Below are 26438 nucleotides of genomic sequence, written 5' to 3'. Positions count from 1 at the left end.
CTCATGCACGTTTAGGCTGTTTATTTTTATAAAGGGCAACAAACTTTTCGCCGTACTTCCATATATCACCAGCGCCCATAGTAATAATTATATCATCCTTTTTACAAATGTTCATCAACAAATCGGGTATCTTAGTTTTATCAGGTTCATAATAGACATTTTTGTGGCCAAAATTTTTAGCTGAGTTGGTAATAAGTTCACCGGTAATTCCCTCGATAGGTTTTTCTCTAGCGGGGTAAACATCTGTACAAACAAAGATATCACTATTTAAAAAGGACCTGCCGAATTCAGCATAAAAATCTTTGGTTCTAGAATAAAGGTGTGGTTGAAAAACTGCGATTAATCTTCTGTTCCATCCGGCTCTAATTCCTTCAAGTGTTACATTAATTTCAGTCGGATGGTGAGCATAATCATCAATAACCATAATATCATTATCATACTTACGTTCGAATCTTCGATAAACACCTGAGAAAGATTCAAGAGCTTTCTTAATAATTTCAAAGTCTACACCCATTTGAGTTGCTATACAGACAGCAACTAAGGAATTTTTAACATTATGTACACCAGGAATATTAAGTTTAATTTTACCAAGATTTTTCCCCAGATAAATAACTGAAAACTCACTCGAGTTTTCTTTGAATTTCAGGTCCACTGCACGTATATCGGCTTGTGGAGATAATCCATACGTAAAAATTTTCTTATTAATTTCAGGAATAATATCTTGGAGAGCGGGTTCATCAAGACAAAGTACAACAAATCCATAAAAAGGAACTTTATTAGCAAATTCAATGAAAGCGGCTTTTATGTCATCAAGATCCTTGTAGGTGTCCAAATGTTCTTTTTCTAAAGTTGTAATCGCTGCAATTGTAGGTGTAAGTTTTAAGAAGGTTCTATCAAACTCATCGGCTTCAACTACTATAAACTCACCTTTGCCTAATCTTGCATTTGTTCCCCCCAAGCCACTTAGTTTTCCGCCTACGATAATAGTGGGATCAATTTTAGCTTCAGTTAAGACTAATCCAACCATTGAAGTTGTGGTAGTTTTGCCATGCGTTCCAGCAATTGATATTCCATGCTTCATACGCATACATTCCGCAAGCATTTCAGATCGTTTAATAACAGGTATTTTACGTTCAATTGCAGCCTTTACTTCTGGGTTATCTTGACTAACAGCAGAAGAATAAACAACAACATCCACATCCCTAATGTTATTAGGTGAATGCCCCTCATAAATTTTTACACCCAATTTTTCTAAATGGTCAGTTATTTCGGTTTTGTTAAGGTCTGAGCCGGTAATTGTAAATCCTTGATTTAAGAGTATCTCAGCAATCCCACTCATTCCTATACCGCCAATACCAACGAAGTGAATCTTTTTTACTGCAAGCATCATCATAATTTTTTCAGTCCCTATTAAAAGTTTCAGCAAGCTTAATTGCATCAAGTGCAATATTTTTTGCAGCATTAGGTTTAGAAAACTTTTTTATGTTTTGTGAAAATGATTTTAGTTTGTTTTCGTCAAATATTATTTCCATTATCTTATCAACAATTTTTTGATTTACCTGGCTATCCTCAACAATTTCAGCTGCGTCATTATTTTTAAGAGTGATTGCATTTTTATACTGATGATTTGCTGCTACGTTAGTCGATGGGACAAATATAACTGGCAATCCAAGATATGATGCTTCGGCAATAGTGGTAGCGCCAGCTCTGGCAACCAATAAATCTGCAGCAGAATAAGCGACAGCCATATCATCAATGAAAGGAACAACTTTTACATCAGCAGAGTTAAGATGCTTGTATCTTTCAAAATAAAAACTGCCTGTTTGCCAAATAATTTGAATATTCTTTTCCAATAAATTTATTAGATTATTTTTTACGGCTTCATTAATTGATAAAGCTCCACCACTTCCACCCAATATTAACAATGTTTTCTTGGCGTTAGATAATTGAAATTTTTCTAAAGCAACTGATTTGTCAATTAACTCTAAATTTATTCTTACAGGATTTCCCGATAATTTAAGTTTACTTTTATCTCTAAAATAATTTTTAGAATCTTCAAAGGTTATATGAATTTGGTCAGCTTTTTTTTCAAGTAATCTGTTAGTTAAACCAGGATAACTGTTCTGCTCCATCAACAAAATCCGAGAGCCAAGAATTGAAGCGCTCCAAATAACTGGACCCGAAACATAAGCACCTGAGCCAATAGCAACCTGAGGATGAAACTTAATACAATAAAATAATGATTGAGACAGAGAAACAAGTAATTTTAATGGAAACAAAATATTGTCTATACTAAACTTTCTTGTAAAACCACTTATCCAGATTGATTTAAAATTAAATCCAAGTTTAGGAACTATACGAGATTCCATTTTACCTTTAGCTCCAATAAACAAAATTTCTGATTCCGGTTTTATCATTTTAATTTGCTGTGCTACAGCTACAGCTGGATATAAATGGCCACCAGTACCGCCACCTGCAAACAAAAATCTGTAAATCGTTTTCAATATTTTTACACCTGTGCTAATTTTAATTCGCTTGTTTTAAGTGACTGATTTGCAACATTAATTATTATCCCAACCGAAACTGCAAAAATCATTATAGACGTTCCTCCAAAACTTATAAATGGCAGAGTAATACCTGTCGTTGGAATTAAACCAATAACCACAGCAGTATTTACAATTACACTCATCATAATATTTACAGCAAGGCCAAATGCCAACAGTTGTCCAAACTTATCTTGAGCTTTTTTTGCTATAATTAAAGCAGCAATAAATAACACGAGATATAAAATTAAAACCAATGCTGCTCCTATAAAACCAAGCTCTTCACCGATTATTGAAAAAATAAAATCGCCATAAGATTCAGGCAAGAACAAGTCACTTTGGCGACTATGTCCTAAACCAACGCCAAGCCAATAACCACTTCCCAAAGCTATTTTAGCTTGCATCACTTGAATATTAGCATCGCCACCATTAATAAAACTTTCATAAAAAGTTAAAATTCTTTCGCGAGTATGCTTTATCAAAAACATTAAAAGCACTGCAGGCGTCCCAAAACTTAGGGCAGTAAAAATAATATGCTTTAATCTTGCACCGCCTACATAAAGTATAGAAAAAGAAGTAATGGCAATTATTAAAGCGTCGCTAACCTTAGGCTGAAAGAAAAGTAATGTACAAACAAAAAGGACCCAAAACAGACAGTACATAAAGCCTTTCTTAAAATCCGAAATTAAATCACCTTTCTTTTCTATTAATTTAGCAATGTGAATAATAACAGCAATCTTCACAATTTCTGATGGCTGAAAACCTATAAAGCTTAACTCTATCCACCTAGAAGCACCTTTATAACGAGGCATAAATAAGGTGACAATTAATAAACATGCCGCAATCATCAGTATATATTTACTATACTTTCTGTAATAATCATAAGGCAATAGTGGAATTAGAAACAACAAAGCTATTGCAACAAGGACTTTCCAAATATGTGAACCAAAGAGGTAATACATGTTGTTAAACTTCGATGCACTGTATGTACCACTTGCAGTAAAAACCACTATGGCACCAAGCAACATTAAAATCAAAACAATGGTTATAAGCAGTCGAACTAATTTTTTCATTACACTAATCCATTCACAACTTGTTTAAATACATTTCCCCTGTGCTCAAAGTTTTCGAACATATCAAAACTTGCGCAAGCAGGGGATAAAAGAACGATTGTACCCGGCTGGGCTTCTTTTCTTGCCGTTAAAACGGACTCTTCTAAACTCTTTTGAAATTCAACTTCAACAATGTCTTTGAAGTAATCGTAAATTTTTTGCGCAGACGAACCTATTGCATATATCTTTTTAACTTTTGTTTTTACCAATTGTCTTATTTGGTTGTAATCATTTCCTTTATCTTTGCCTCCAAGAATTAAATATATTGGTTCCGAAAAACTTTCAAGGGCGTACCAAACGGAATCAACATTAGTTGCTTTAGAATCATTGATATACTTTACGCCGTTAATTTCCCTTACAAATTCTAACCTATGCTCTACCCCTTCAAACGAAAATAGAGCATCTCTAATTTTGTTGTTAGAAATGTTAAGCATTTTAGCCACATTAACCACGGCTAATGCATTTGCAACATTATGCATACCTTTTATTTTAAGTGCGTTGGTATTACAGACTTCTTCAATAAATCCATTTTTTGCAAAGAATATTTTCCCTTCTTTATAAAAGCTTCCATTCAGTAATTCTTTTTTAAGAGAGAATCCTAATCTCTTTACTTTTTTATTAATTACGTCGGCGTATGTATTCTCATCATCAGCATTAAAAACAAATAAATCATTTTCATCTTGGTTTTTAGTTACGTTGTATTTAGAATTCCGATATTCATCAAAACTGTTATTGTATCTATCCAAATGATCAGGAGTGATATTTAAAATCACAGCAACGGCGGGTTTGAAATTTTCAATAAAATCCAGCTGGAAACTAGAAGTTTCCAGCACTATAAAATCTTTTGAAGAAACATTTAATGCTAAGTCAGAGAAAGCCTTACCAATATTGCCAGCGGCATAAGCTGTGTAGCCACTTTTCTTCAGAGTATGAGCACAAAGTGAAGTAGTTGTTGTTTTACCATTAGTACCAGTTATCGAAATAATTTTTGCATTGCAAAACCAAGATGCAAATTCAATCTCGCTTACTATTCTAATTTTATTTTGTTTTGCTTTAGTTAAAATCTCAGAATTTGACGGAACACCGGGGCTTGTCACAATAAAATCACATTCAAGGGCTTTGCTGGTGTGACTACCCAGTTCATAATCAATCCCTTCATTTTGGAAAATCTCTTTATATTCAATCAATTTTTGTTCACTATCACAATCACTAACAAAAGGAATTGCACCAAGCATTTTGCATAACCTTGCAGCAGCAACACCGCTTTCTTTAGCGCCTATAATCGATATTTTTTTACCTTTTATGTTAATCATCTTACCTTAAACGATGCTAAGCTTAAAATGGCTAAAATTATTGTTATTATATAAAATCTTATTACAATTTTAGGTTCTGGCCAACCGCATAATTCAAAATGATGATGTATTGGTGCCATCTTAAAAACTCTTCTACCTTCACCGTATTTCTTTTTTGTATACTTGAAGTAAACACGTTGAACAATTACAGACAATGCCTCTAAAAAATAAAGACCACCTAAAATTGGTATTAAAAGTTCTTTCTTTATTAGAATGGCTATGATACCAAAAGCACCTCCCAAAGCCAAAGAACCTGTATCTCCCATAAATACTTGAGCAGGGTAAAAATTAAACCATAAGAAACCTAATCCTGCACCTACAATTGCTGCAATAAAAACTGTTAGTTCCCCCGAACCTGGCAAATACATAATATTTAAGTAATCAGCATAGATTATATTACCGGAGACATAACTAATGATTGCAAGTGCCATCATAACAATTACAAAAGAACCAATTGCCAAACCGTCCAATCCATCAGTTAAGTTTACTGCATTTGAAGTTGCTGTAATTATAAATACAACGGATGGTATATACATATAAGAAAAATCGAAATTCAAGTTCTTAAAGAAAGGAAGAGTAGTTTGTGTATTAAAGGGTGCAAACTCTGGCAAAAAATAAATTGCACCTCCAATTACTAAACCTACAATTACTTGTCCAAGAAGTTTATATTTAGCAATCAATCCCTTAGGATACTTTTTTACAACTTTTAAATAATCATCTAAAAAACCAACAGCACCAAGAAACAAAGTGCCGAAGAGCACCAAATCAATGTAAATGCTTTTTATATCGCCCCATAGTATCACAGGCACAAAAACGCAGAATAATATGATAATCCCACCCATTGTAGGGGTACCAGCTTTTTGCTTATGTGTTTGCGGTCCGTCATCTCTTATTTTTTCTCCAATTTGTTTTTCTTTCAATTTTTTTATGACTTTCGGTCCCACATAAAAAGCCATAAAGAGCGCAGTAATAGCTGAAAGTGCAGACCTAAAAGTAAGGAACCTAAACACATCAAAACCAGGCGGGTTAAAAATCTTGTTTATATAATCAAATAAATAGTAAAACATTATCTATATTTTTCCTCAAGTATTTTAACGAAATCTTCCATTTTCATTCCACGTGAACCTTTTACAAGAATTACAGATTCAGTGAAATCACTTTGATTAATTTCATCTATTAATTCAGTTCTAAAATCAAAATGTTTTGCATAAACTTCAGTATTCTTTAAAGCGTTATGCAAAAACTTCATCATTAACCCAAGTGTATACACTGTATAATGTTTATTATTTGGAATAACGATTTCTAAATCCTCGTGCAGCTTTGGCGATGCCTCACCAAGTTCAAGCATATCTCCTAAAATCAAAATTTTCTTTTTATATACCTTTATTCTTTCAACTAGATCAACAGCTGCTTTTACTGAATCCGGGTTTGCATTGTAAGTATCATCGATTAAAACAATTTTCTTTTTGATTTTTACATTAAGCCTTCCTTCAGGCGGTTTTAATTTTTTAGCAGCATTAATAATTTCTGTTTTATTAAGACCTAATTCTAATGCAACTGTTGCTGCCGACAAAAAATTCTCGGCATTTGATTTTCCGTAAACAGGCAAAGAGACTTCAATTTTTTTATTATTATATCCAATCGAAATTTTTGTTTCGCCAAATTCACCAATTGAAACAATTTTACCTCTGTAGTCGGTCATACCTCTAAAACCATAAGTTATTTTGTTTGCTAAGTTTTTGGTTTTAGATTTAATAATGGGGTCATCATAGTTCACAAAAATTTTCCCACCTCTTTTAATTGTTTCTTCAAATATTGCAGATTTTTCTGCATAGACGTTTTCTCTGTTGCCAAAGAATTCCAAGTGACTATCGCCAATATTGGTAATTAGTGCATAATCCGGCTGTGCAATTGAAGCAGTATAAGGTATCTCACCAAAGTGGTTAGTTCCTAATTCTAATACTAAAACTTCAGTTTTATCGTCTGCACTAAAAATTGTAAGTGGCACTCCAATGTGATTATTGTTATTAGCTTCGGTTTTAACCACTTTAAATTTTTGTGCTAATAAATGTGCAATTAATTCTTTTGTTGTTGTTTTTCCATTACTACCTGTTAGTGCAACTACTTTAGCGGACAATTTATTTCTCCATATTTTTGCTAATTCACCAAGAGCTACAGTTGTATCAGGTACTATAATCAAAGTTACATTTAACGATAACAAGTCATTTATTTTATCTTCGTTCAAAACAACAGCAACAGCATCTTTACGAACCGCCTCTTTTATGAAATCGTGTCCATCAAATTTTTGTCCTTTAATTGCAAAAAATATTGCTCCCTTTTCAATGTTTCTCGAATCGATTGAAACAAGTGAAGTTGGAACAAACAAATGTTCATTGTGAATTTTCGCCCCCGGTATCAATAATAAATCTTCTAATGTTATTTTGAGTTTTGACATTATTTTAAATATTTCTCCGCTATTTCTTTATCGGAAAAATGATATTTAATACCATTAATTTCTTGGTAATCTTCATGACCTTTTCCAGCAATAAGAATAACCGAATCGGGGTCAGAAGAAAGAATTGCTTTTTTAATTGCCTCTTCTCTATCAACAATAGTCTCATAATTTTTAGTTTTAATTCCGGTTACTATTTCCTCTATTATTTTTACAGGGTCTTCTGTACGCGGATTATCTGAAGTTACAAACACGTAATCACTCATTTCAGTTGCAATTTTGCCCATTACTGGTCGCTTAGTCCTATCCCTATCACCACCGCAGCCAAACACAGTAATAATTGATCTTTGTCCTTTAACAATATGTTGAATTGCACTTAATGCCTGTTTTAGACTGTCAGCCGTATGTGAATAATCAACAATAACTTTTTTAGCACCGCTGCTTACAATTTCAAATCTGCCTGGTACTTGAGGTGTTTTAGCAATTCCTTTTATCGCTGTCTCGGGTTCAACTCCTGCAACGACAGCTGTTGCAAAAGCAGCTGTTGCATTATAAGCGTTAAAATGACCAACTAGACTGGTAGACAAAAGGTAATCTTTTTTAAGATACTCTATTGTAAATGATGTGCCATCTAAAGAATATTCAATGTTTTTTATTTTAAACTCGGCCTCATCACTACCGTAAGAATGTTTTAATGCTGAAGACGTCTTGATAATTTTAGATGAATTTACATCATCTTTGTTATACACAATATTATTATTAGGAGTTATCATATCGAATAATATTTTTTTGGAGGCCAAATAGTGGTCAAATGTTTTATGGTAATCCATGTGGTCTGAAGTAATATTAGTAAAAACGGCAAAATTAAAATCCAAATAATCAACTCGATGCAGGTCAAGGGCTATTGAGCTCACTTCCATAACACAGTGAGTGCAATTTTCCTGCACCATTTTTTTCAGCAGTTTGTTAATTGTGTTAGGTTGCGGTGTAGTTAGATTAGTATTAATTTTTTCATCTCCAATATAACTTGCAATAGTACCGATAAGGCCAGTTTTATATCCTGCATTTTGAAAAACATTTTTTATATAGAAAGCAGTGGTAGTTTTACCTTTCGTTCCCGTTACACCAATTAGAGTTATTTTTTTAGAAGGCTCATCGAAAAAATGATTTGAAAACTCAGCAAAAGATTTTCTTGAATTCTCCACTACAATTTTAACCGTATTGGTATGAGTAAATAACTGTTCCGGTAAGCTGCTATCTTTTTCAGTTACAATTGCACATGCACCATTATTAATCGCCTCTTCAATATATTTATTGCCATTATCTTTCAATCCTTTTATTGCAAAAAAGATAGAATTTTTAATTACCTCGCGTGAGTCGTTAGTTAGTTCAGTTACTAATTTATCTTCCGGTTTACCAACAACTTGTATAACTTTAACTAAATTTAAAAGCTCAACTAGTTTCATTTAATTTAAATTTATTGATGAGAACTTTATATTAGTTCCACACTGCAGTACGCAAATGCTATCTTTATTTATAGCCGTACCGGGTATAATACTTTGAGAGATAACTTTACCGCTACCAAGAATTTTGTATCTAATTCCAAGTTCACTCATAACTGAAATAGCATCTCTAATTGATTTATTTAACAAGCTAGGCATAGTAGTTCTATTTGCAAAGTTAAAACTGTCATTTTTCTTTAAGCTTTTGTTTTTAACTGGCACATCAAAAAAATCAGTATTACTTTTTAGTTGTTTTGAAGTAATAAAATTATTTATCAGGTTCTCATCTCTAATAATCTTCTTTTTTTCTCTTAGTAGGTTCACATCAGATTCAATAATTCTTTGCATAACATTTTTAAAGACTGGGGCAGCGACCAAGCCGCCATACTTTCCAACTGCAGGCGAATTATATAAGATGAGACAAATCAATTGGGGGTTTTCTGCTGGCAAAAATCCAACAAATGATGAGTTATACTGATTATTGGAGTAAGAATTATTTATTAATTTTTGCGATGTACCGGTTTTTCCACCTACGAGAAAATCATCAAATCTGGCTTCTCTGCCTGTTCCTTCTTCTACCACGCCAATAAGTAACTTTCTCATTTCCTCAGAAGTATTTTCAGAAATTACTTGTCGCACCTTAACAGGGCGATTCTCATAAATTAAGTTTCCCTTATAATCTGTTATTGACTTTACAAGATAAGGTTGGAATAAAAAACCACCATTTATTAAAGCGCTGTAAGCAGTTATAAGTTGTAATGGAGTTACTGAAATTTCATAACCAAAAGATAAAAATGCTTTAGTTAAGCCAGAGAATTGGTCTGGCTTTTTTAATAATCCAGAAGCTTCTCCGGGCAAATCAATTCCTGTAGGATTACCAAAACCAAAATCCCTTAAACTTTTATAAAGCAGTTCATCATTTATTCTTTCAGACAATTTGGTCATGCCAATATTACTAGATTGTTCAAGAATCTCTTTTACAGTCAGCTTAGAAAATTTATGTGTATCCTTTATTTTTACACTTTTGTACTGATATTCTCCGTTTTCTGTATTTATTATTTCATCTTCTTTAACAAGATTATTATTAAAAAGAATCGACATAATAAATGATTTAAAAGTAGAACCTGGTTCATAAGTATCTGTTAATGCTCTGTTTCTACGAGAATCTGCATCGAATAAATTATAGTTTGCAGGGTCATATGTAGGAACATTAGCCAACGCATAAATTTCACTGTTATTGGGGTTCATTATAATTCCTACAGCAGATTTAGCATCATATTTTTTAAGTCCATTAATCAATTCTTCTTCAAGTATTTTTTGATAATTTCTTTTTATTGTAAGTATAATATTATCACCTGGAACTGGCGGACGTGAAACATTGTCATTTACAGATACAGGTCTTCCTACGACGTCTCTTTCAATTAAATATTTTCCGTCAACACCAGCTAGTTTATCGTTGTAAGTCTTTTCAATCCCAGCTACGCCTTCCATTTCATTGTTAACAAAACCTAGCAAATGTGAGGCAAGACTTCCGTAAGGGTAAACTCGTGTATAATCATCCTGATAAAAAAGACCATCAATTGTAGTATCTTTTATTCTAAGAGCTAAATCCATAGTAACTTTTTTTTCGAGACATACATTATTATCTCCATTTAATATTAATTTTTTGTAGTAGTTCTTATCCTTGTGAAAAACTTTAGAGAACAAGGAAGAAATTTTGTCTATTTTCTTTTCGTTCATCATTCTGGTATCCACATAAAAGGAAACATTGTCCTTAGTAAAACTCATTACCTCGCCATTTGCGTCTTTAATAATTCCCCGTTCAGCCTTAATTAATCTATATTTATTTTGTTGTCTATCAGCTACCAAAGTATAGTAGTCGTGATTGACAATCTGAACCTGATATAATCTCTGTAAAAGGAATCCTATTATTAAAAAGACAACAAGAATTACTGAAAGTACTCTTGAATTATTCATATTTCTGATTTACAACACGTTGAATTTGTTTTACAAGGTTACTGTTAAGGTAAAGAACTTCAAATTGCTCAGTAGCTCTTATAAGTCCTAAAGAATCCTCAGCTATTTTTACAATTCTTTCTTCGGTAGATAATTTTTGAACATCTACTTTCATTAATTCTATTTTATTTTTTCTTTCGGATAGTTGTTCAGCAAGTTTCAGTTTTTTTAGATTTAGTTTTTTTATTTCAGAAAACACCATAACGTATACGAACAGTATAAATGATCCAAGCGCAATTAATAAAATTGTTCTTTTCAGTAACATACTTTTAAGCTATTTTTTCTATGGCTCTTAATTTAACGCTTCTAGCTCTTTTGTTAATTTCTATTTCACTTTTAAGAGCTACTATGGGTTTTGGTGTCAATATTTTAACACGTTTTTTTTTACCACATACACAAATAGGCGTGCCGGGTGGACATATACAATCACTGGCTTCAAGTTTAAATTTCTCCTTTACAATTCTATCTTCTAATGAATGATAAGATAACACAACCATTCTTCCACCTATAGCTAAAAGGTCAATAGATTTTTCCAAAAATATTTTTAACTCTTCAAGCTCATTGTTTACAAAAATTCTAAGTGCTTGAAATATTCTGCTGAGGGTTTTCGTTAAATATCTTCTATTAGTTATTCTTTCTATAATAAATCTCAATTCTGCAGTAGTTTTAATTGCCTTTAACTTTCGTGCTTTAACGATTTCTCTGGCTATTTTTTTTGAATTTTTTTCTTCACCGTAATCGAAAAAAATCTTTGCTAGATCGTTCTCAGAAAATAAATTTATAATTTCTGAGGCTGGAACACCTTGATTTTTGTTCATCCTGAGATCAAGATTTGCTTCTTCTCTAAAAGTAAACCCGGCTTCCGGATTATCCAATTGGAAAGAAGAAACACCTAAATCTGCAAAGATGCCATCATATTTTTCAATGAACTCGATTTTAGAAATTTTATCGATATCAATAAAACTTGTATGATAAACTGTAACTCTTTTATCGTTCTTAAATTTTTCTTCACAAAATTTAAATGCATTGTAATCTTTATCTGTTCCAATAAGTTTAGATTTTTTGCTTAGTATCTCTAAAAACTTTTCCGAATGTCCCCCGTAGCCAATAGTGCCATCGAAGTATATTCCTTCTTTTCGAGTAATAAGTAATCTCTTACTTTCTTCAACCAATACTGGAACATGATAAATCATTTGAATCTTTTTTGCATAACTTGTTTTGCAATTTCTGCATAAGGCTTTTCGTTTTCTTTTTTATGTGCTTCATAAATATCAGGATTCCAAATTTCTATTTTTTTATTTTGTCCTAATATTAACACATCCTTTTCAATAGCTGCAAACTCAAGTAAGTTTCTTGGAATTAGCAATCTGGACTGAGAGTCGAGCTTATCCTCAGCGGCTAGTTCTAACAGCATACGTTTAAAAATAGATTCCTCAATATCAAAATCATCAAGCTGGTCGATTCTTTGTAAGACTTCTTGTTTCCAATAATCTTGAGGGTAGATGTCTATACATTGAACAATACCCCTAGTCATAAAAAAAGTATCGTTGGCTTCAGGATTAATGTACTTTCTGAATCTTGCTGGAATGCTAACTCTACCTTTTGAGTCAACCGAATATTTAAAGCTGCCTATAAACATTATTCACCACCATTTGGGAAAATTAAACACTTTTACCCACTTAATAGCAAAATAACAGTTTTTCTAATGGATTGTCAAGATTTTTTTTACAAAAAATAGTTTTAAGTAATTTTTAATGGTGAATAAGGTAAGCACTGCAAAGCTCAAAGCATTTGAGTGGGTAAAAGTGGGATAAACTAAATCCAAAAAGGAAATGAATTTTAGGAATTACTATTATAGTCACTGCTGTCCAAAATAATTTTGAAATCAAATCCCGAAGGGATGAATTACCAAATAAATTTTGAAAACTTCATGATTTTGGACTATTCTACTTGTCTTGTAAATCAATCCCTATCTCGTCCCTACGGGACTTTTAACTTCAGTTTGATATTTATTATTCTATAACTATATAATTCCTAAAGGGATTACATTGGTTTATGCATAATCAAAGCTTTATTGTCCCCTCAGAACAGAATATTTTTAGGATAAAGGACAAATAAATAGATTAAGTCCATTTAGGAACGAAATAAAAAATATATTGGACAGATATGATTATAGTTTGAAAATGAATTAAAATTGGTTATAAGCTTGTAACTACGCAAGTAAAATTTCTTTAAAAAATTGTGTTAAAATAAAAAAGTAGCTTGAGCCACCTGGCGGACTTGAACCGCCGACCCGCGCATTACGAATGCGCTGCTCTACCAACTGAGCTAAGGTGGCTTTTCGTCTTATCTTAATTTCTTTTTATGACGATTCTTACGTAGCCTTTTTTTCCTCTTGTGTGTGGCCATCTTATGACGTTTTCTTTTTCTACCACAAGGCATATCATTCCTCCTATTTATGTGATTTCAATAATTCCGCCGCTTTTTTGCCTACATCAGAATTTGGGTTAATTTGAACAGCCTTCTGCCACCACTCCTTTGCCTTCTCAACATTGCCAGCAGCTAAATTTACAATGCCAAGATTTAAGTGAGCTATTTGATGTTTAGGCTGATATTTTAGCGCTGTTTCCATTGCATCAATTGCATCATCTATTTTGCCAAGCTGATAATAACAAACCCCCATATCAACTCTTACATCTGCATCAGATGGATATTTCTTTAAATATCGAGTATAGTTTTGAATTGCTGCATCGTATAACCCAGAATCGTTTTGTAAATGCGCCAATTTTAAAAGTGCTTCATAATCCTCTGGATTTTTATCTACTATTGATTGCAAATTTTTTATCTCATTTATATTATTTAGGTCAACACCTTTATGAATCTCATTAAAATTATTAGAAGCTGTCGATTTACTTGGTCTTACTACATCAAAAGTGCCGGAAAAGAATAAAATAGCAAAACCGACAATCAACAGCGAAAAAGTTAAATAAACTAATTTTGTGGTTGATAATATAAGTTGTGGCTTGTTTTCTTTAAGCTCAATTTCTTTTTTGGCTTTAGATGACTTTTTGCCTTTTATAGATTTGCTTAATGGCTTGCCGCAATTTTTACAAAATTTAGCATCTATTTCGTTACTCTGACCACAGTTTGTACAAACTGTAAAATTGTTTTTTTCATTGTTAACCATAAATTATTCGACCAGTGTTTAACGAAGTCTCCAATAAATTAAAATTGTACCAAAAGCTTTTCAATTAGACTCTTCTTTTTGCAAAGTTAATTTCATGCCTTGGTCTACAGCAGATTTGAAATCTTTAGAAAATTTAAAAACTGGCACGTAATGTTCTTCTACATACACTTTTTCACCAGTTCTGGGGTTTCGCGCATAACGAGCTTTCTTTTTTTTAACTTTATAACTTCCAAAACCTCTTATTTCAATTCCTTTCCCTTCTTTTAGAGATTGAATAACTGTATTTAAAAAACCCTCAATAATAGCTTCAGTCTCTAACTTTGTTAACCCAGTACCAGTTGCAACTATTTCAACAATATCTGCTTTCGTCATTTAATTCCTCTGTTTATTTAAGTAATTTCTTGAATGAATAAAAACTCAATAACTTGCTAACTGCAAGCAAGTTTGTTAACATATTTCGGACTAAAAGATATCAAAAATAATTTACTTTTCCAATTTGTGATATATTCTAATTTGTTGTTTCTAAATAAGATAAGCAATTTTCTGTCTCCTTCAAATAATCTTCTTAAATTAGAACGTTTCAATAAGATTGTATCAATATCAGACACATAAGCTACACTTTGCACAATAAAGCAATCAAAATTACCAACATTTTTTTGGTACGCATATTGCGTTATAAAAGCGAACTTTGGAGAAAAAAATGACTTTACTACCAATAATATATACAAGCGTTTTGTTGTTCGCCGCTTTAATGCTAATAATTATTTTCTTTTCGTATTTAGCCTTTAAGCTAAAAGGCGAAAAGCTGAACCCAGCTATGAAATACAAAAATGAAATTGCTAATTATAAATCAGTTGAGTTATTAAAAAATTTAGCACCAAATTATGATTCTGCTACCCCTAAAAAAGTACACTATCACGAACAGCAGTATTACTACGATGATAGAAACAGCCAAAGAAGTAATGAGTACAAATATAGTGAGAGAAAAAGATTTGCCTCACATAATATTATTAAAAATAAGCCAACTTATAGCGAAGACAGAATGAAAATTTTAAATGAAATTAATTACAAGGATACCTCTTATAAAAAGAGAAATAGACTTGATATTCACTCAAATAATATTTCTAATGTAAACATGTTTAGCTTTTACGACAATGATTAGCAAAGAAAATAAATTTAGTTTCCAATCAATACTTCTGACAAAATAAAGTAGAAATTTAACCTTCAATGCTGAGTACGTTTTATTCGAAAGAATAAGATCACACTAAATCTGAACAATATAATATAACAATCAATTCATGAGCAATAAAAGAAGTTAATCAAGGGGAAAAATTATCCCGCTTTAATAATGAATTTGAAATCCTTCAGTTTAGTATTTCTTTTATTATATTTTTATTTAAAAACTATATTTTTTTATGGAATTAATTAATTATGCTTACGTTGCATTAATAACTTTTGTGTTTCTTGCTGTAATAGCAATTGGTATATCTTACCTTTCTTATAAAAAGAAACATGCTCACACAAACCAAGAAAATCTTGGCACATCTGCTCCTCAAAATATTATACAAAAACAAATTGTGCATGAACATAAATCTGCCGCAAACAAAATTGAGCATGACCAAAATAGACAAATCTTACACGCAGAGAAGAAAATAGAAATTGGCAAACAGGAAAAAAATAGAGATGAAAAGAGTAAAAAAAATTCAGAACAAGAGGTAAACATTAATAGTGAACGAATGCAAGTTATCAAGGACCTCTCAAATAAAAAAAGCTCAAATACAAAGCATGGTCATTTTTCATCAAGAATCAATAAGCAAATCGATAAAAATGATGATGAATTTTATACCCCAAATACAGACATAAACAAATAATTACAAAAAGAAATGAAAAAGAATGTCTTATACATACGTAATATGGTTTGTAATCGATGCATAAAAGTAATAAAGGAGGAGTTTGAAAAGCTAAACATTAATATCGTATCAATCTCTTTAGGCGAAGTTGAAACTGAACAATCAATCGATAATTTGCCAATTGAAAAGATAAAAAAAGTTCTAAGAGAAAATGGATTTGAACTAATTGAAGACCGTAAAGCTCGTATAATTGAAAAAGTAAAAAAGGTAGTAATTGACTCGATTTATAATGATAAGTTAATTCAAAACAGCAATATTAATTTTTCAAAATTAATTGAAGATGAAATTGGATTAGATTACAATTACATTAGTCGACTATTTTCATCTCTCGAAAGCATCACAATTGAACAATATACGCTGCTTCAAAAAATTGAGCGAGCTAAAGAGCTACTCAAATACGGAGAATTAACACTAAGTGAAATTGCCTATAAATTAGGCTACAGCAGCGTTCAGCATTTATCAAATCAATTTAAAAAAATCACCGGCTTAACTGCTAGTCAATTTAAAAACCTCACTATCAATATTAGAAGACCCATAGACCAAGTAAAATAAGCAGCTCAATTAGTAAAAAATATTGTAACTTTTTTAAAAAATTATATTACGCATAAGTTTTCAAAAGTGAATAATTTTGACTTGGAATAAAACTTAGGAGGAAGAAATGACCACAAAAGATTTCAAAATAGAAGGCATGAGTTGTCACCATTGCGTAATGGCAATTGAAAAGGAACTTTCTAAATTAGAACTTGAAAGCAAGAACGTGGAAATTGGAAAAGCTAAAGTAGTTTATGACGAAAACAAGATTAACGAACAATCTATAATAAATGCAATAGAGGAAGCCGGTTATAAAGTTATAGGGTCTAACAATGGCTAAATTTAATTTACCTGTTGAGGGAATGACATGTGCTAGCTGCGTTGCACGTGTAGAGAAAATTGTAAGCAAATTCGATGGCGTAAAGAATGTATCAGTAAATTTTGCTTCTGAGAAAGTAAGTTTTGAAACTGAAAATGCAAATGTTGACTTAAAAGAAATTGCCGATGCAATTGCAGAATACGGCTACAAACTTAAATATGATGAGGCTCATGAACAAAAAAAGCAAGAAAATATGCTGATTAGTGAAGAAGAGGATTCCTACTATTATGAATTAAAAAAAGATTTCTTTGTTTCGTTGGCTTTTACAATTCCTATATTTCTGCTTTCTATGGCATCAGAATTTAGTTGGCTCAAAGGTATCAGCAAAGAAACAATTCAAAAAATACTTTTGATTTTGACTACACCTGTAATCTTTAACCCAGGAAAAAGATTCTTCAAAATTTTCTGGAACAATCTCAAGCATTTCTCAGCAGAAATGAATACTCTTGTAGCTATAGGTACTGGTGCAGCTTATATTTATAGTGTAATTGCTGTTTTGTTTCCGCGTTTTATAACTTCAACCGACAAAGCACCTCATGTTTATTTTGAAACTGCTGCAGTTATTATTACTCTTATTTTATTGGGACGGCTATTAGAACACAAAGCTAAAAGAAAAACAAGTGGTGCAATTAAAAAACTGCTTGAGCTTCAGGCACAAACAGCCACTATTATTGTAGATGGACAAACTAAAGTAATAAATATAAATGAACTTCAGAATGGTAATGTTGTTGTTATTAAGCCTGGAGAAAAAATCCCTGCAGATGGAATTGTAATTACGGGCTCTTCAACTGTTGATGAATCAATGCTTACAGGCGAAAGTATGCCCGTTGAAAAAGCTCCCGGTTCTAAAGTATTTGGAGGAACAATAAATAAAACCGGCTCTTTTAATTTCAAAACCACCGCCGTTGGAAACAATTCGGTGTTAGGACAAATTATCAAACTTGTCGAAGAGGCTCAAAGCTCAAAAGCACCTATTCAAAAATTAGCTGACAAAATATCGAGTATCTTTGTACCAGTTGTTATTTTAATAGCCACTGTTACTTTTATTGGTTGGCTGACCCTTAGTGCAAATAACAATTTTAATAATGCATTAATAAATTTTGTTGCAGTATTAATTATAGCCTGCCCCTGTGCGCTTGGTCTTGCTACACCTACTGCAATAATGGTAGGGACTGGTAAAGGAGCTGCTTCTGGAATTCTAATAAAGAACGGTGAAGCTTTAGAACTTGCACATAAAATCACCACAATTATATTAGATAAAACAGGTACAATAACTCTTGGCAAACCTCAGGTTACTGACTTTTTAACAGAAGAAAATTCTGAAGAGGATACTTTACAAATTATTGCTTCACTGGAAAACAAATCTGAACATCCTATTGCTCAAGCAATTGTAGAGTTCGCAAAATCAAAAAATGTCTCATTAACAGAACCCGAATTCTTTAACAGCCTAACTGGAAGTGGAGTAATAGGTGTGGTTAATGGCAAATCAGTGGTAATTGGCAACAAAAAGATAATGAGTGAATATGCCATCAACATCAAAAATATAGAAGAAAAAACCAATGATTTACTGGTCGAAGGTAAAACAGTCATATTTGCAGCAATTGAAGGGAATATAAAATGTGCCTTTGTTATTGAAGATCCAATAAAAGAAAACAGCATGCAGGCAATTCAGTTATTAAAAGACTTGGGCATAAAAACTGTAATGTTGACTGGAGATAACATTCGAACAGCAGAGGCAATTGCAAAAAAAGTAAACGTTAGCGAATTTATTGCTGAATTACTACCACAACAAAAAGCAGAAAAAGTAAAAGAATACAAAAGGAAAGGCGAAATCGTTGCTATGGTAGGAGATGGAATTAATGATGCATTGGCTTTAGCCGAGGCAGACGTCGGAATAGCAATTGGGAGTGGAACCGATATAGCAATTGAAACCTCACATATCACATTAGTAAAAGACGATTTAATGAGTGTTGTAAAAGCCATTAACTTGTCAAAACAAACAATAAAAACAATTAAACAGAATCTTTTCTGGGCGTTTATTTATAACACTATAGGAATCCCCCTTGCTGCATTCGGTATGCTAAACCCAATGATTGGCGCTTTAGCAATGTCTTTTAGTTCAGTCTCTGTGGTTACCAATTCTCTTAGATTGAAAAACAAAAAAATATAGCTGCATTCGATTTAATACTCTAAAAAATAAATTCATTCTTACACTAACAACAATTAACACAAATTATGCAACGTGCTTACTGCGGGAAGCAGAATATGAAAAAATTAACTGTATTCTTGTGCATAAAAGAAAAGCAAAGACTTACTGCAGCAAAGCATGATTGTTTTCTAATAAGCTAATCCATAAAATGGTAAATTCTCCAAGGTTGAGTTTTTTATGAAGTATGGGTCATGTTACTAAGGTTGGAGTAAAAAGACTAAGTTTTTTTGAAGGAAAATATTTTTTATTACGATGAGCAAAGGAAAAAACATCGCATACCTTAAAAAAAGAAGTATGCTAATAACAGAGGTAACCTTAGTAACAGAGCATAGCCCAGATGTGAATTAACCTTATTAGCTTATAAAAGAGGGGGTTTGGGTAATAAGGTAATCCACAAATGGAATCCACCACTCCAAAATGTGGTGAATACTTATCGTAGGTGGTGAATTCCCAAAGGTTGAGTTTTTATGAGGTACGGGCATGTTACTAAGTTTGGAGTAAAAAGACTAAGTTTTTTTGAAGGAAAATATTTTTTATTACGATGAGCAAAGGAAAAAACATCGCATACCTTAAAAAGAGAAGTATGCTAATAACAGAGGTAACCTTAGTAACAGAGCATAGCCCAGATGAGAATTAACCTTATTAGCTTATAAAAGAGGGGGTTTGGGTAATAAGGTAATCCACAAATGGAATCCACCACTCCAAAATGTGGTGAATACTTATCGTAGGTGGTGAATTCCCAAAGGTTGAGTTTTTATGAGGTACGGGCATGTTACTAAGTTTGGAGTAAAAAGACTAAGTTTTTTTGAAGGAAAATATTTTTTATTACGATGAGCAAAAGAAAGAACATTGCATAACCTTAGTAAAGGGATTGAGTTATTAGCACAACTAACTTAGTAACAAAAGACTACCATGATTAAATTAACCTTATTACATTATGAAATGACAATTAATCTTAGAGATTTTAACAGCAAAGATAATTAAAGTAAAAGGAGCAGGAAAAAAGTAAACAGAATAAAGGTGAAGACATAATTTTCTAATGCATCGGCTGGATTAATAAAAGATATAACATCAACACCATTTTTAAATAATTTGGGTGTGTAAAAAATTTTGGGTCTAACAAATTTTTCTGTCTTTCTTAACTTTTTAATAGTTCTGTTTGCTCTTTTGGACTTTAATATATAACTTTTTCCTAAAATATTAATAAAAGGTTTTCAATTAAAAATTGAGTTATAAGCAATCAAAAGGGTAAAAAATGAATGTAAAAAAGCAGGATTATGAAAATGAAATTCATTAAAAAATTTTTACTTACTTCGGCGATATTTTTATATGCTTCAGTTTGGTGTAACACTTTTGCCAAAGCGTTTGAAAATCTAACAATTTGTAAATCTGAAAAAGAAACGACATCTTACATTGAACTTAACAGAAACAAAACTTATGTACCATTCAGCCGCTATACTAATAACTCAACTTTAATAAAAGAGACAGCTAATTATACAAAAATCATTAACTCTAATGATGAACCAATCAAAGTTTCTGTTTTCCCTGCTATTTTAGAATTCAATATGCCAGCCAAACTAACTTTTATCGTTAAATCAACTGCCGATACAATACGCGCTTTAAAATTAATAAAACCCGAATTGTTCAAATGGAACAGCTCCTTAATTACAACAGAAAACAAATCAGCATTTGTTAGTAGTTATAAAGACACTACTTTCTTTATGAACTTCACATTAACTGCAAATGACAGTATAATAATAAATATTCCAAATGTTACGGCTGTTGATTCTACAGATGAATTCACTGTTCCATTTCTATCAAGCACCGATGGTATAACATTTACACCGGCAAAAATTAATCCTAAAATTTTAGTCTGCGGTTCACCAAAGAAAATTTCCGAAATTAAAATTAAAAATGAAAACGGAGCTCACCTTTACTTGGGCAAATGGGTAGTAACGGAAGGTGTTGTAACTGTTGCAAATGAATTTGGCGGTCCTTCTTATTTGCAAGATGACAATTCCGGGTTAGCTGTATATGATTCTTCAATTACAAATAATGTTAAGAGAGGCGACAAAATAATTGTGGTAGGAAAAGTATCTCCGTTTTATAACCTTTTTGAACTTAATCCAGCAACAATCCTAAAAATTTCTGAAAGAAATATAGTTTACGATACTCTAACTCTTTCAATATCACAAATTAAATCTCAGAGACAAAGCACTATAGAACCTTATGAAGCAAGAATTGTCCGCATCAACGGTATTGAAAAAGTCATGACTACAAACAATACTTCAGCAACGATTTGGAGTGCAGCTGGAAGCGGTACAAATTATAATCTTTTATCAGGCAACGATACAATTGAGGCAAGAATAAATTCTAAAACAAATATAGTTAATCGACATATTCCTTTTGGTAAATTTGATATAATAGGTGTACTCTCACAATTCAAAGATTCTTATCAACTAATACCTCGTTCTTATGAAGACATAATCGAAAGTGAAACTGCTCCAAAAATAATTTCTACAATTCCTTATGAGTCAAACATTACAGCAAGCAGTATAACTTTCTGTTATAAAACTGACATTCCCGGCACCACTATAATTAAATATGGAAAAACTAATAAGTACGAAACTATAATTTCTGATACAAATAAAGTTACACAACATAGTCTAAGCATAAATGGACTTGAACCTTCCACAATTTATCACGTTCAACTTTGCTCTTCAATTAACAGTGATACTACATGTACGCCGGATTATATTACAGAAACCTCATCACTTACATCAAGTGGTACCATCAACGTATATTTCAATTACAATGTTGATAAATCAGTCTCCACAGGTGAGGATGCTCAACAAGTTAATATTGCAGAACAATTTTTAAGAAGAATAAATTCAACTCAACATTCAATTGATATTGCCTTGTACAGTTTAAGCGGAAATGTTGGTTCGTCTATCGTAAATGCTCTTAAAGGAGCAAAAAATAGAGGGGTTAAAATCCGAGTTATTGGGGAATACGATAATAGAAATACATCCTCTTGGAATTCATTAATTAACTCAGGCATTCCAGTTATATTTGATAATTTTGACCAAACAAATAATGGTGCTGGACTTATGCACAATAAATTTGCTGTATTTGACAACAGAGATTCACTCGATACAAATGATTGGGTTTGGACAGGCTCATGGAATGCTACTGATTCCGGCAATAATAATGATGCTCAAAACGTAATTGAAATTCAGGATGAATCGCTTGCAAATGCTTATAGATTAGAATTTGAGGAAATGTGGGGAAGCAGCACAGATATACCTAATTCTGCGAATTCACGCTTTGGAATTAGGAAGACAAATAATACTCCACATGTCTTTAATATTGCCGGTGCACGCATAGAGCTTTACTTCGACCCTTCAGACCACACAACATCCCACATTGCAAATGCAATGAACCTTTCTGCTTCATCTATCAATATTGCTATGCTTACTTTTACAAGAAGCGACTTAGCGCAAATTTTAGTAAACAAAAAAAATGCTGGTAAAAAAGTACATATAGTTCTTGATAATAATACTGACACAGGAAATCAATTCTATTATTTAAAAAATAACGGAGTAGATATTTTATTAAAGGGTAATGCAATTAGTGGCTTTCTCCATCATAAATATGCCATTATCGATGCAGATATTAGTTCGGCAGATCAAATTGTAGTAACAGGCTCTCACAACTGGTCTAATGCTGCAGAAAATTCAAATAATGAAAATACACTAATTATCCACAGCAAAAGAATCGCCAATCTTTACTTTCAAGAATTTAAGGCAAGATACTTAGAAGCAGGTGGTACCGATATTATTACTGACATTAAGAAAAACAACGATGAAATTCCCTCCAATTTTAGTCTTTTACAAAATTATCCTAACCCGTTCAATCCTATTACTATAATTACTTATCAGCTGCCGGTGAGCAGCCATGTTGCATTAAAAATTTACGATTTGCTTGGAAGAGACATAGCCACACTTGTGAACGAAGAAAAAGCCCCAGGAGTTTATAAAGTGAAATTTGACGGAAGTAATTTAGCCAGTGGAATATATTTCTATAGAATTGTAATTGGAAGTTTTACTGACACAAAAAAATTTGTTTTACTGAAATAATAATACCAAATCAAATGCAATAAAGACGATTAATAGATAAATATTTGACTTTTTCGAGGGAAAATTTTGACAACCAAACATAATTTTATAAAAATACTTAATTTTACCCGCAACTTTGAGCACAACTTTATTTTTATCATAAATTTGGCGTAACTATGATATCTAAAAAACTAATGAGGTTAATTCTAATGGGAACAATTACTTTTTTATGGAGCCAGTCTGCCAAAGCTCAAAAGGAAACTTTAGAGCTGCCTACTCGTGATAAAATTGAAGCAAAATACAAGTGGAACCTTGCTGATATCTACGCTGATGATAATCAATGGGAAAAGGATTTTAAATGGCTCGAAAATGCAATTACAGAATACAAAAAATATGAGGGTAAACTTAGCCAGTCTGCAAAAATGCTTAAAGAATGCTTAGAGCTGGATGAAAAAGTAGGCACTAAACTCAGTCAAGCTTATAATTACGCTTCTATGTCTAAAGACCTTGATCTTACTAATGCTACTTATCAAGATATGTATGATAAAATTTCGACATTAGCTTCTAAGCTTTCTGCTGCAAGTGCTTTCATAAAACCCGAGATTTTAAGCATACCCGAAGAAAAATTATGGGAATATGTAAACAATGATTCTTACCTAAAGATATATAAACATTATTTTGAAAATATACTAAGAATGAAACCCCACACACTTAGTAAAAATGAAGAAGAACTGCTTGCTTTAGCCTCCCCGTTAGAAGAAGTGCCTTATAATGCTTTCGGATATTTTTCAAACGCTGACATTCAGTTTCCTATTGTAAAAGACCCAGAAGGAAACGATGTTCAAATATCTCATGGTAGATATTACGCAGCTTTGGAATCTACTAACCGCGATTACAGAGAAAGAGTATACAAAGGTTATTACAAACCATTCATCGAATATAAAAACACACTAAGTGCACTTTTTACAGGCAATATTAAGGGATTAATTTTTAACGCTAAGGCAAGAAAATACAATTCTACAAGAGAAGCTTCTTTAACTCCAAACAACATTCCATTAAGTGTTTATGATAACCTGATAACAACCGTCAACCAGAATTTAGAACCAATGCACAGATGGGCAATACTTAAAAAAAGAGTTCTAAAATTAGATGAGCTTCACCCCTACGATTCTTATGTAACACTTTTCCCTTCCGTTCAAAAAAAATATTCCTTTGATGAAGCAAAGAATATTGTTATTGAAGCATTGAAACCACTTGGCGAAGATTATATCAAAAACTTAAAGACAGCATTCGATAATAGATGGATAGATGTATACGAAACCAAGGGTAAAAGAAGCGGTGCATATTCTTCGGGAACAATTATTGGTGTTCATCCATATGTGCTTTTGAACTGGAACAATACTCTTGATGATGTTTTTACATTAGCTCACGAGATGGGACATAATATGCACTCCTACTACACCGAAAAAAATCAACCATATCCTTATGCTGATTATTCAATCTTTATTGCTGAAGTTGCCTCAACTTTGAACGAAGCTCTTCTTTTAGATTATTTAATTGAACATGCAAAGTCAAAAGAAGAAAAAATGGCTTTAATTGAAAAAAACCTTAACAGTATAACCACTACTTTTTATCGTCAAACTAATTTTGCTGAAATGGAAAAAACAGCTAACGAAATGATGGAAAAAGGTGAATCACTTACACCTGATAAGTTATGTAAGTTAAATGGTGAACTTTATCAAAAGTATTGGGGACTTGCAATGACAGTAGATGAAGAAGAATCTTATTCTTGGGCAAGAATTCCACATTACTACTACAATTTTTATGTATATCAGTACGCTACAAGTTATGCTGCTTCACAAGCTCTAATTGAAAAAATCAAAATTGAGGGAAAACCAGCAATTGAAAAATATTTATCATTTCTTAAAGCTGGAAATTCGAAATACCCAATTGATGTATTGAACGACGCAGGAGTAGATATGCGAACTCCCGAGCCCATTTTAGCAGTTGTTCATAAAATGAATAACTTACTTAACGAACTGGAACAGTTGCTAAACGAAAAGTAAATAATAAAACTTTAGAGAAAAAGAAAATGAAAGTCTACACTAAAGAAGAATTAAATAATTATGAACTCTCTTTAACCTACGATGATATTAGTCTACTTCCTACAGAAGTATCACAAATAAAAAGCAGAACTGATATAACAATTAAATCAGAATTTTTAGGAGTCAAGATTAGCATACCTGTAATTTCCAGTCCAATGGATACAGTAACAGGTATAACTATGGCCTCTGAACTTTCATCTTTAGGTGCAATTGGTATTGTAAACAGGTTTGATTCCTCATTAAAAGAAATCTTTTCAAACCACAAAGTGGTCAATTCTGATAATAACGTAAATGGAATCAAGGCTGTTTCAATTGGTTTAAACTCCGAAGAAGAACTAATAGAAAAATTAGCTGAGAGGAAGTTCATCATTTGTATTGACACTGCTAACGCTAATAACTCATCTGTGCTAAAAAAATGTGAGCAAATAAAGAAAAAATATGATGTAAAAATAATAGTCGGCAATATTGCAAGCGGGTCAACCTTAAAAAGCTTGGTCGATGCTGGTGCAGATGCGGTGAGGGTAGGAATTGGAGGTGGAAGCGTTTGTACAACTTCTGTACAAACGGGCATTGGAATTGGCCAGGTTTCATCTATACTTGATGTTTACTTTACACGCAAAGAACAGAGACTAAAAATTGCTCTAATTGCCGATGGCGGAATAAAAAGTGCAGGTGACGTGGTTAAAGCAATTGCGCTGGGTTCTGACATGGTAATGTTAGGCAGAATGCTTGCTGGGACAAAAGAAACACCCGGCGAAGTAATTAAATATAATGACCAACTTTGGAAAAAATACCGCGGCTCTGCTTCATTTGGTGTTAAAATGAAAAGTGAATTTATAGAAGGCGAGGAAACTATGGTCCCTTATAAAGGTCCTGTTAAAAATGTTATTAACAGTATTTCTGATGGATTAAAAAGCGCAATGAGCTATATGAATTGTTTATCACTTGAAGAGCTGCAAGAAAAAGCAAAGTTTGTTGTTCTAAGCAATAGTTCTTATATAGAAAGATTACCTAAAAAATGA

Annotated in this window: 21 protein-coding genes and 1 tRNA gene; 8 read left to right on the top strand and 14 right to left on the bottom strand. The window is 32.3% G+C overall.

The window, feature by feature from the left end:
* Window position 1 precedes the first annotated feature (1 nt).
* The 14 genes from murC to ABRY23_07025 form a co-directional block, all read right to left on the bottom strand.
* A complete protein-coding gene (murC, locus tag ABRY23_07090) occupies window positions 2–1390 on the bottom strand; it encodes a UDP-N-acetylmuramate--L-alanine ligase (GenBank protein MFA3782813.1) in 1389 nt (462 codons plus the stop codon).
* A 10-nt stretch (window positions 1391–1400) separates the two neighbouring features.
* Entirely contained in the window at window positions 1401–2504 is a 1104-nt protein-coding gene (murG, locus tag ABRY23_07085) for an undecaprenyldiphospho-muramoylpentapeptide beta-N-acetylglucosaminyltransferase (GenBank protein ID MFA3782812.1), read from the bottom strand.
* 5 nt (window positions 2505–2509) lie between these two features.
* On the bottom strand, window positions 2510–3616 hold the full coding sequence (locus ABRY23_07080; protein ID MFA3782811.1) for an FtsW/RodA/SpoVE family cell cycle protein: 1107 nt from the start codon (window positions 3614–3616) through the stop codon (window positions 2510–2512).
* Window positions 3616–4968: a UDP-N-acetylmuramoyl-L-alanine--D-glutamate ligase gene (gene murD, locus ABRY23_07075; GenBank protein MFA3782810.1), complete on the bottom strand. Its 1353-nt coding sequence runs from the start codon at window positions 4966–4968 to the stop codon at window positions 3616–3618. Before murD ends, ABRY23_07080 begins: the two co-directional genes overlap by 1 nt.
* Window positions 4965–6074, bottom strand: coding sequence for a phospho-N-acetylmuramoyl-pentapeptide-transferase (mraY, locus tag ABRY23_07070; GenBank protein MFA3782809.1), 1110 nt, complete (start codon window positions 6072–6074; stop codon window positions 4965–4967). The genes murD and mraY overlap by 4 nt, the downstream gene beginning before the upstream one ends.
* Window positions 6074–7462 (bottom strand): UDP-N-acetylmuramoyl-tripeptide--D-alanyl-D-alanine ligase, encoded by a 1389-nt coding sequence (murF, locus tag ABRY23_07065; GenBank protein MFA3782808.1) that lies wholly within the window; start codon window positions 7460–7462, stop codon window positions 6074–6076. The genes mraY and murF overlap by 1 nt, the downstream gene beginning before the upstream one ends.
* Window positions 7462–8925 (bottom strand): UDP-N-acetylmuramoyl-L-alanyl-D-glutamate--2,6-diaminopimelate ligase, encoded by a 1464-nt coding sequence (locus ABRY23_07060; GenBank protein ID MFA3782807.1) that lies wholly within the window; start codon window positions 8923–8925, stop codon window positions 7462–7464. The genes murF and ABRY23_07060 overlap by 1 nt, the downstream gene beginning before the upstream one ends.
* Entirely contained in the window at window positions 8926–10938 is a 2013-nt protein-coding gene (locus ABRY23_07055; GenBank protein ID MFA3782806.1) for a penicillin-binding protein, read from the bottom strand.
* Window positions 10931–11242: a hypothetical protein gene (locus tag ABRY23_07050; protein MFA3782805.1), complete on the bottom strand. Its 312-nt coding sequence runs from the start codon at window positions 11240–11242 to the stop codon at window positions 10931–10933. Before ABRY23_07050 ends, ABRY23_07055 begins: the two co-directional genes overlap by 8 nt.
* Window positions 11243–11246: 4 nt before the next feature.
* A complete protein-coding gene (rsmH, locus tag ABRY23_07045) occupies window positions 11247–12170 on the bottom strand; it encodes a 16S rRNA (cytosine(1402)-N(4))-methyltransferase RsmH (GenBank protein MFA3782804.1) in 924 nt (307 codons plus the stop codon).
* Window positions 12167–12616 (bottom strand): division/cell wall cluster transcriptional repressor MraZ, encoded by a 450-nt coding sequence (gene mraZ / locus ABRY23_07040; GenBank protein MFA3782803.1) that lies wholly within the window; start codon window positions 12614–12616, stop codon window positions 12167–12169. Before mraZ ends, rsmH begins: the two co-directional genes overlap by 4 nt.
* Before the next feature lie 626 nt (window positions 12617–13242).
* A tRNA-Thr gene (locus ABRY23_07035) sits at window positions 13243–13315 on the bottom strand.
* 114 nt (window positions 13316–13429) lie between these two features.
* A complete protein-coding gene (locus tag ABRY23_07030; GenBank protein MFA3782802.1) occupies window positions 13430–14164 on the bottom strand; it encodes a tetratricopeptide repeat protein in 735 nt (244 codons plus the stop codon).
* Between the two features lie 60 nt (window positions 14165–14224).
* The gene (locus ABRY23_07025) at window positions 14225–14536 is read right to left on the bottom strand and encodes an HU family DNA-binding protein (GenBank protein ID MFA3782801.1); all 312 of its coding nucleotides are present in this window, start codon (window positions 14534–14536) and stop codon (window positions 14225–14227) included.
* A gap of 328 nt (window positions 14537–14864) precedes the next feature.
* On the opposite strand from ABRY23_07025, the gene ABRY23_07020 reads away from it, so the two are divergent.
* The 8 genes from ABRY23_07020 to ABRY23_06985 all read left to right on the top strand — a co-directional run bounded on the left by ABRY23_07020 (window position 14865) and on the right by ABRY23_06985 (window position 26438).
* Window positions 14865–15326 carry a hypothetical protein gene (locus ABRY23_07020; GenBank protein ID MFA3782800.1) on the top strand — a complete coding sequence of 154 codons (462 nt, stop codon included), beginning with the start codon at window positions 14865–14867 and terminating at the stop codon, window positions 15324–15326.
* A 253-nt stretch (window positions 15327–15579) separates the two neighbouring features.
* On the top strand, window positions 15580–16035 hold the full coding sequence (locus ABRY23_07015; GenBank protein ID MFA3782799.1) for a hypothetical protein: 456 nt from the start codon (window positions 15580–15582) through the stop codon (window positions 16033–16035).
* A gap of 12 nt (window positions 16036–16047) precedes the next feature.
* Window positions 16048–16626 (top strand): AraC family transcriptional regulator, encoded by a 579-nt coding sequence (locus ABRY23_07010; GenBank protein ID MFA3782798.1) that lies wholly within the window; start codon window positions 16048–16050, stop codon window positions 16624–16626.
* Between the two features lie 106 nt (window positions 16627–16732).
* Window positions 16733–16945 carry a heavy-metal-associated domain-containing protein gene (locus ABRY23_07005; protein ID MFA3782797.1) on the top strand — a complete coding sequence of 71 codons (213 nt, stop codon included), beginning with the start codon at window positions 16733–16735 and terminating at the stop codon, window positions 16943–16945.
* Entirely contained in the window at window positions 16938–19154 is a 2217-nt protein-coding gene (locus ABRY23_07000) for a heavy metal translocating P-type ATPase (GenBank protein MFA3782796.1), read from the top strand. The genes ABRY23_07005 and ABRY23_07000 overlap by 8 nt, the downstream gene beginning before the upstream one ends.
* Window positions 19155–20470: 1316 nt before the next feature.
* Window positions 20471–23332: a phospholipase D-like domain-containing protein gene (locus ABRY23_06995; GenBank protein ID MFA3782795.1), complete on the top strand. Its 2862-nt coding sequence runs from the start codon at window positions 20471–20473 to the stop codon at window positions 23330–23332.
* A 188-nt stretch (window positions 23333–23520) separates the two neighbouring features.
* The gene (gene pepF / locus ABRY23_06990; GenBank protein MFA3782794.1) at window positions 23521–25377 is read left to right on the top strand and encodes an oligoendopeptidase F; all 1857 of its coding nucleotides are present in this window, start codon (window positions 23521–23523) and stop codon (window positions 25375–25377) included.
* 26 nt (window positions 25378–25403) lie between these two features.
* Window positions 25404–26438 carry a guanosine monophosphate reductase gene (locus ABRY23_06985; protein ID MFA3782793.1) on the top strand — a complete coding sequence of 345 codons (1035 nt, stop codon included), beginning with the start codon at window positions 25404–25406 and terminating at the stop codon, window positions 26436–26438.

This window comes from Melioribacteraceae bacterium 4301-Me (assembly GCA_041538185.1).
Lineage (GTDB): Bacteria > Bacteroidota > Ignavibacteria > Ignavibacteriales > Melioribacteraceae > Pyranulibacter > Pyranulibacter aquaticus.
The sequence above is the reverse complement of the archived record's forward strand: the minus strand, read 5'-3'. Positions and strand labels throughout refer to the sequence as shown.

Excerpts from the sequence above, each read along its gene's own strand:
- murF (MFA3782808.1), bottom strand. The coding sequence starts at position 7,462 with ATGTCAAAACTCAAAATAACATTAGAAGATTTATTATTGATACCGGGG.
- pepF (MFA3782794.1), top strand. The coding sequence starts at position 23,521 with ATGGGAACAATTACTTTTTTATGGAGCCAGTCTGCCAAAGCTCAAAAG.
- ABRY23_07015 (MFA3782799.1), top strand. The coding sequence starts at position 15,580 with ATGGAATTAATTAATTATGCTTACGTTGCATTAATAACTTTTGTGTTT.
- ABRY23_07030 (MFA3782802.1), bottom strand. The coding sequence starts at position 14,164 with ATGGTTAACAATGAAAAAAACAATTTTACAGTTTGTACAAACTGTGGT.
- ABRY23_07060 (MFA3782807.1), bottom strand. The coding sequence starts at position 8,925 with ATGAAACTAGTTGAGCTTTTAAATTTAGTTAAAGTTATACAAGTTGTT.
- murD (MFA3782810.1), bottom strand. The coding sequence starts at position 4,968 with ATGATTAACATAAAAGGTAAAAAAATATCGATTATAGGCGCTAAAGAA.
- ABRY23_07025 (MFA3782801.1), bottom strand. The coding sequence starts at position 14,536 with ATGACGAAAGCAGATATTGTTGAAATAGTTGCAACTGGTACTGGGTTA.
- ABRY23_07000 (MFA3782796.1), top strand. The coding sequence starts at position 16,938 with ATGGCTAAATTTAATTTACCTGTTGAGGGAATGACATGTGCTAGCTGC.
- mraY (MFA3782809.1), bottom strand. The coding sequence starts at position 6,074 with ATGTTTTACTATTTATTTGATTATATAAACAAGATTTTTAACCCGCCT.
- ABRY23_07010 (MFA3782798.1), top strand. The coding sequence starts at position 16,048 with ATGAAAAAGAATGTCTTATACATACGTAATATGGTTTGTAATCGATGC.
- ABRY23_06985 (MFA3782793.1), top strand. The coding sequence starts at position 25,404 with ATGAAAGTCTACACTAAAGAAGAATTAAATAATTATGAACTCTCTTTA.
- ABRY23_07005 (MFA3782797.1), top strand. The coding sequence starts at position 16,733 with ATGACCACAAAAGATTTCAAAATAGAAGGCATGAGTTGTCACCATTGC.
- ABRY23_07055 (MFA3782806.1), bottom strand. The coding sequence starts at position 10,938 with ATGAATAATTCAAGAGTACTTTCAGTAATTCTTGTTGTCTTTTTAATA.
- rsmH (MFA3782804.1), bottom strand. The coding sequence starts at position 12,170 with ATGATTTATCATGTTCCAGTATTGGTTGAAGAAAGTAAGAGATTACTT.
- ABRY23_07080 (MFA3782811.1), bottom strand. The coding sequence starts at position 3,616 with ATGAAAAAATTAGTTCGACTGCTTATAACCATTGTTTTGATTTTAATG.
- ABRY23_06995 (MFA3782795.1), top strand. The coding sequence starts at position 20,471 with ATGAAAATGAAATTCATTAAAAAATTTTTACTTACTTCGGCGATATTT.
- ABRY23_07050 (MFA3782805.1), bottom strand. The coding sequence starts at position 11,242 with ATGTTACTGAAAAGAACAATTTTATTAATTGCGCTTGGATCATTTATA.
- ABRY23_07020 (MFA3782800.1), top strand. The coding sequence starts at position 14,865 with ATGACTTTACTACCAATAATATATACAAGCGTTTTGTTGTTCGCCGCT.
- murC (MFA3782813.1), bottom strand. The coding sequence starts at position 1,390 with ATGATGCTTGCAGTAAAAAAGATTCACTTCGTTGGTATTGGCGGTATA.
- mraZ (MFA3782803.1), bottom strand. The coding sequence starts at position 12,616 with ATGTTTATAGGCAGCTTTAAATATTCGGTTGACTCAAAAGGTAGAGTT.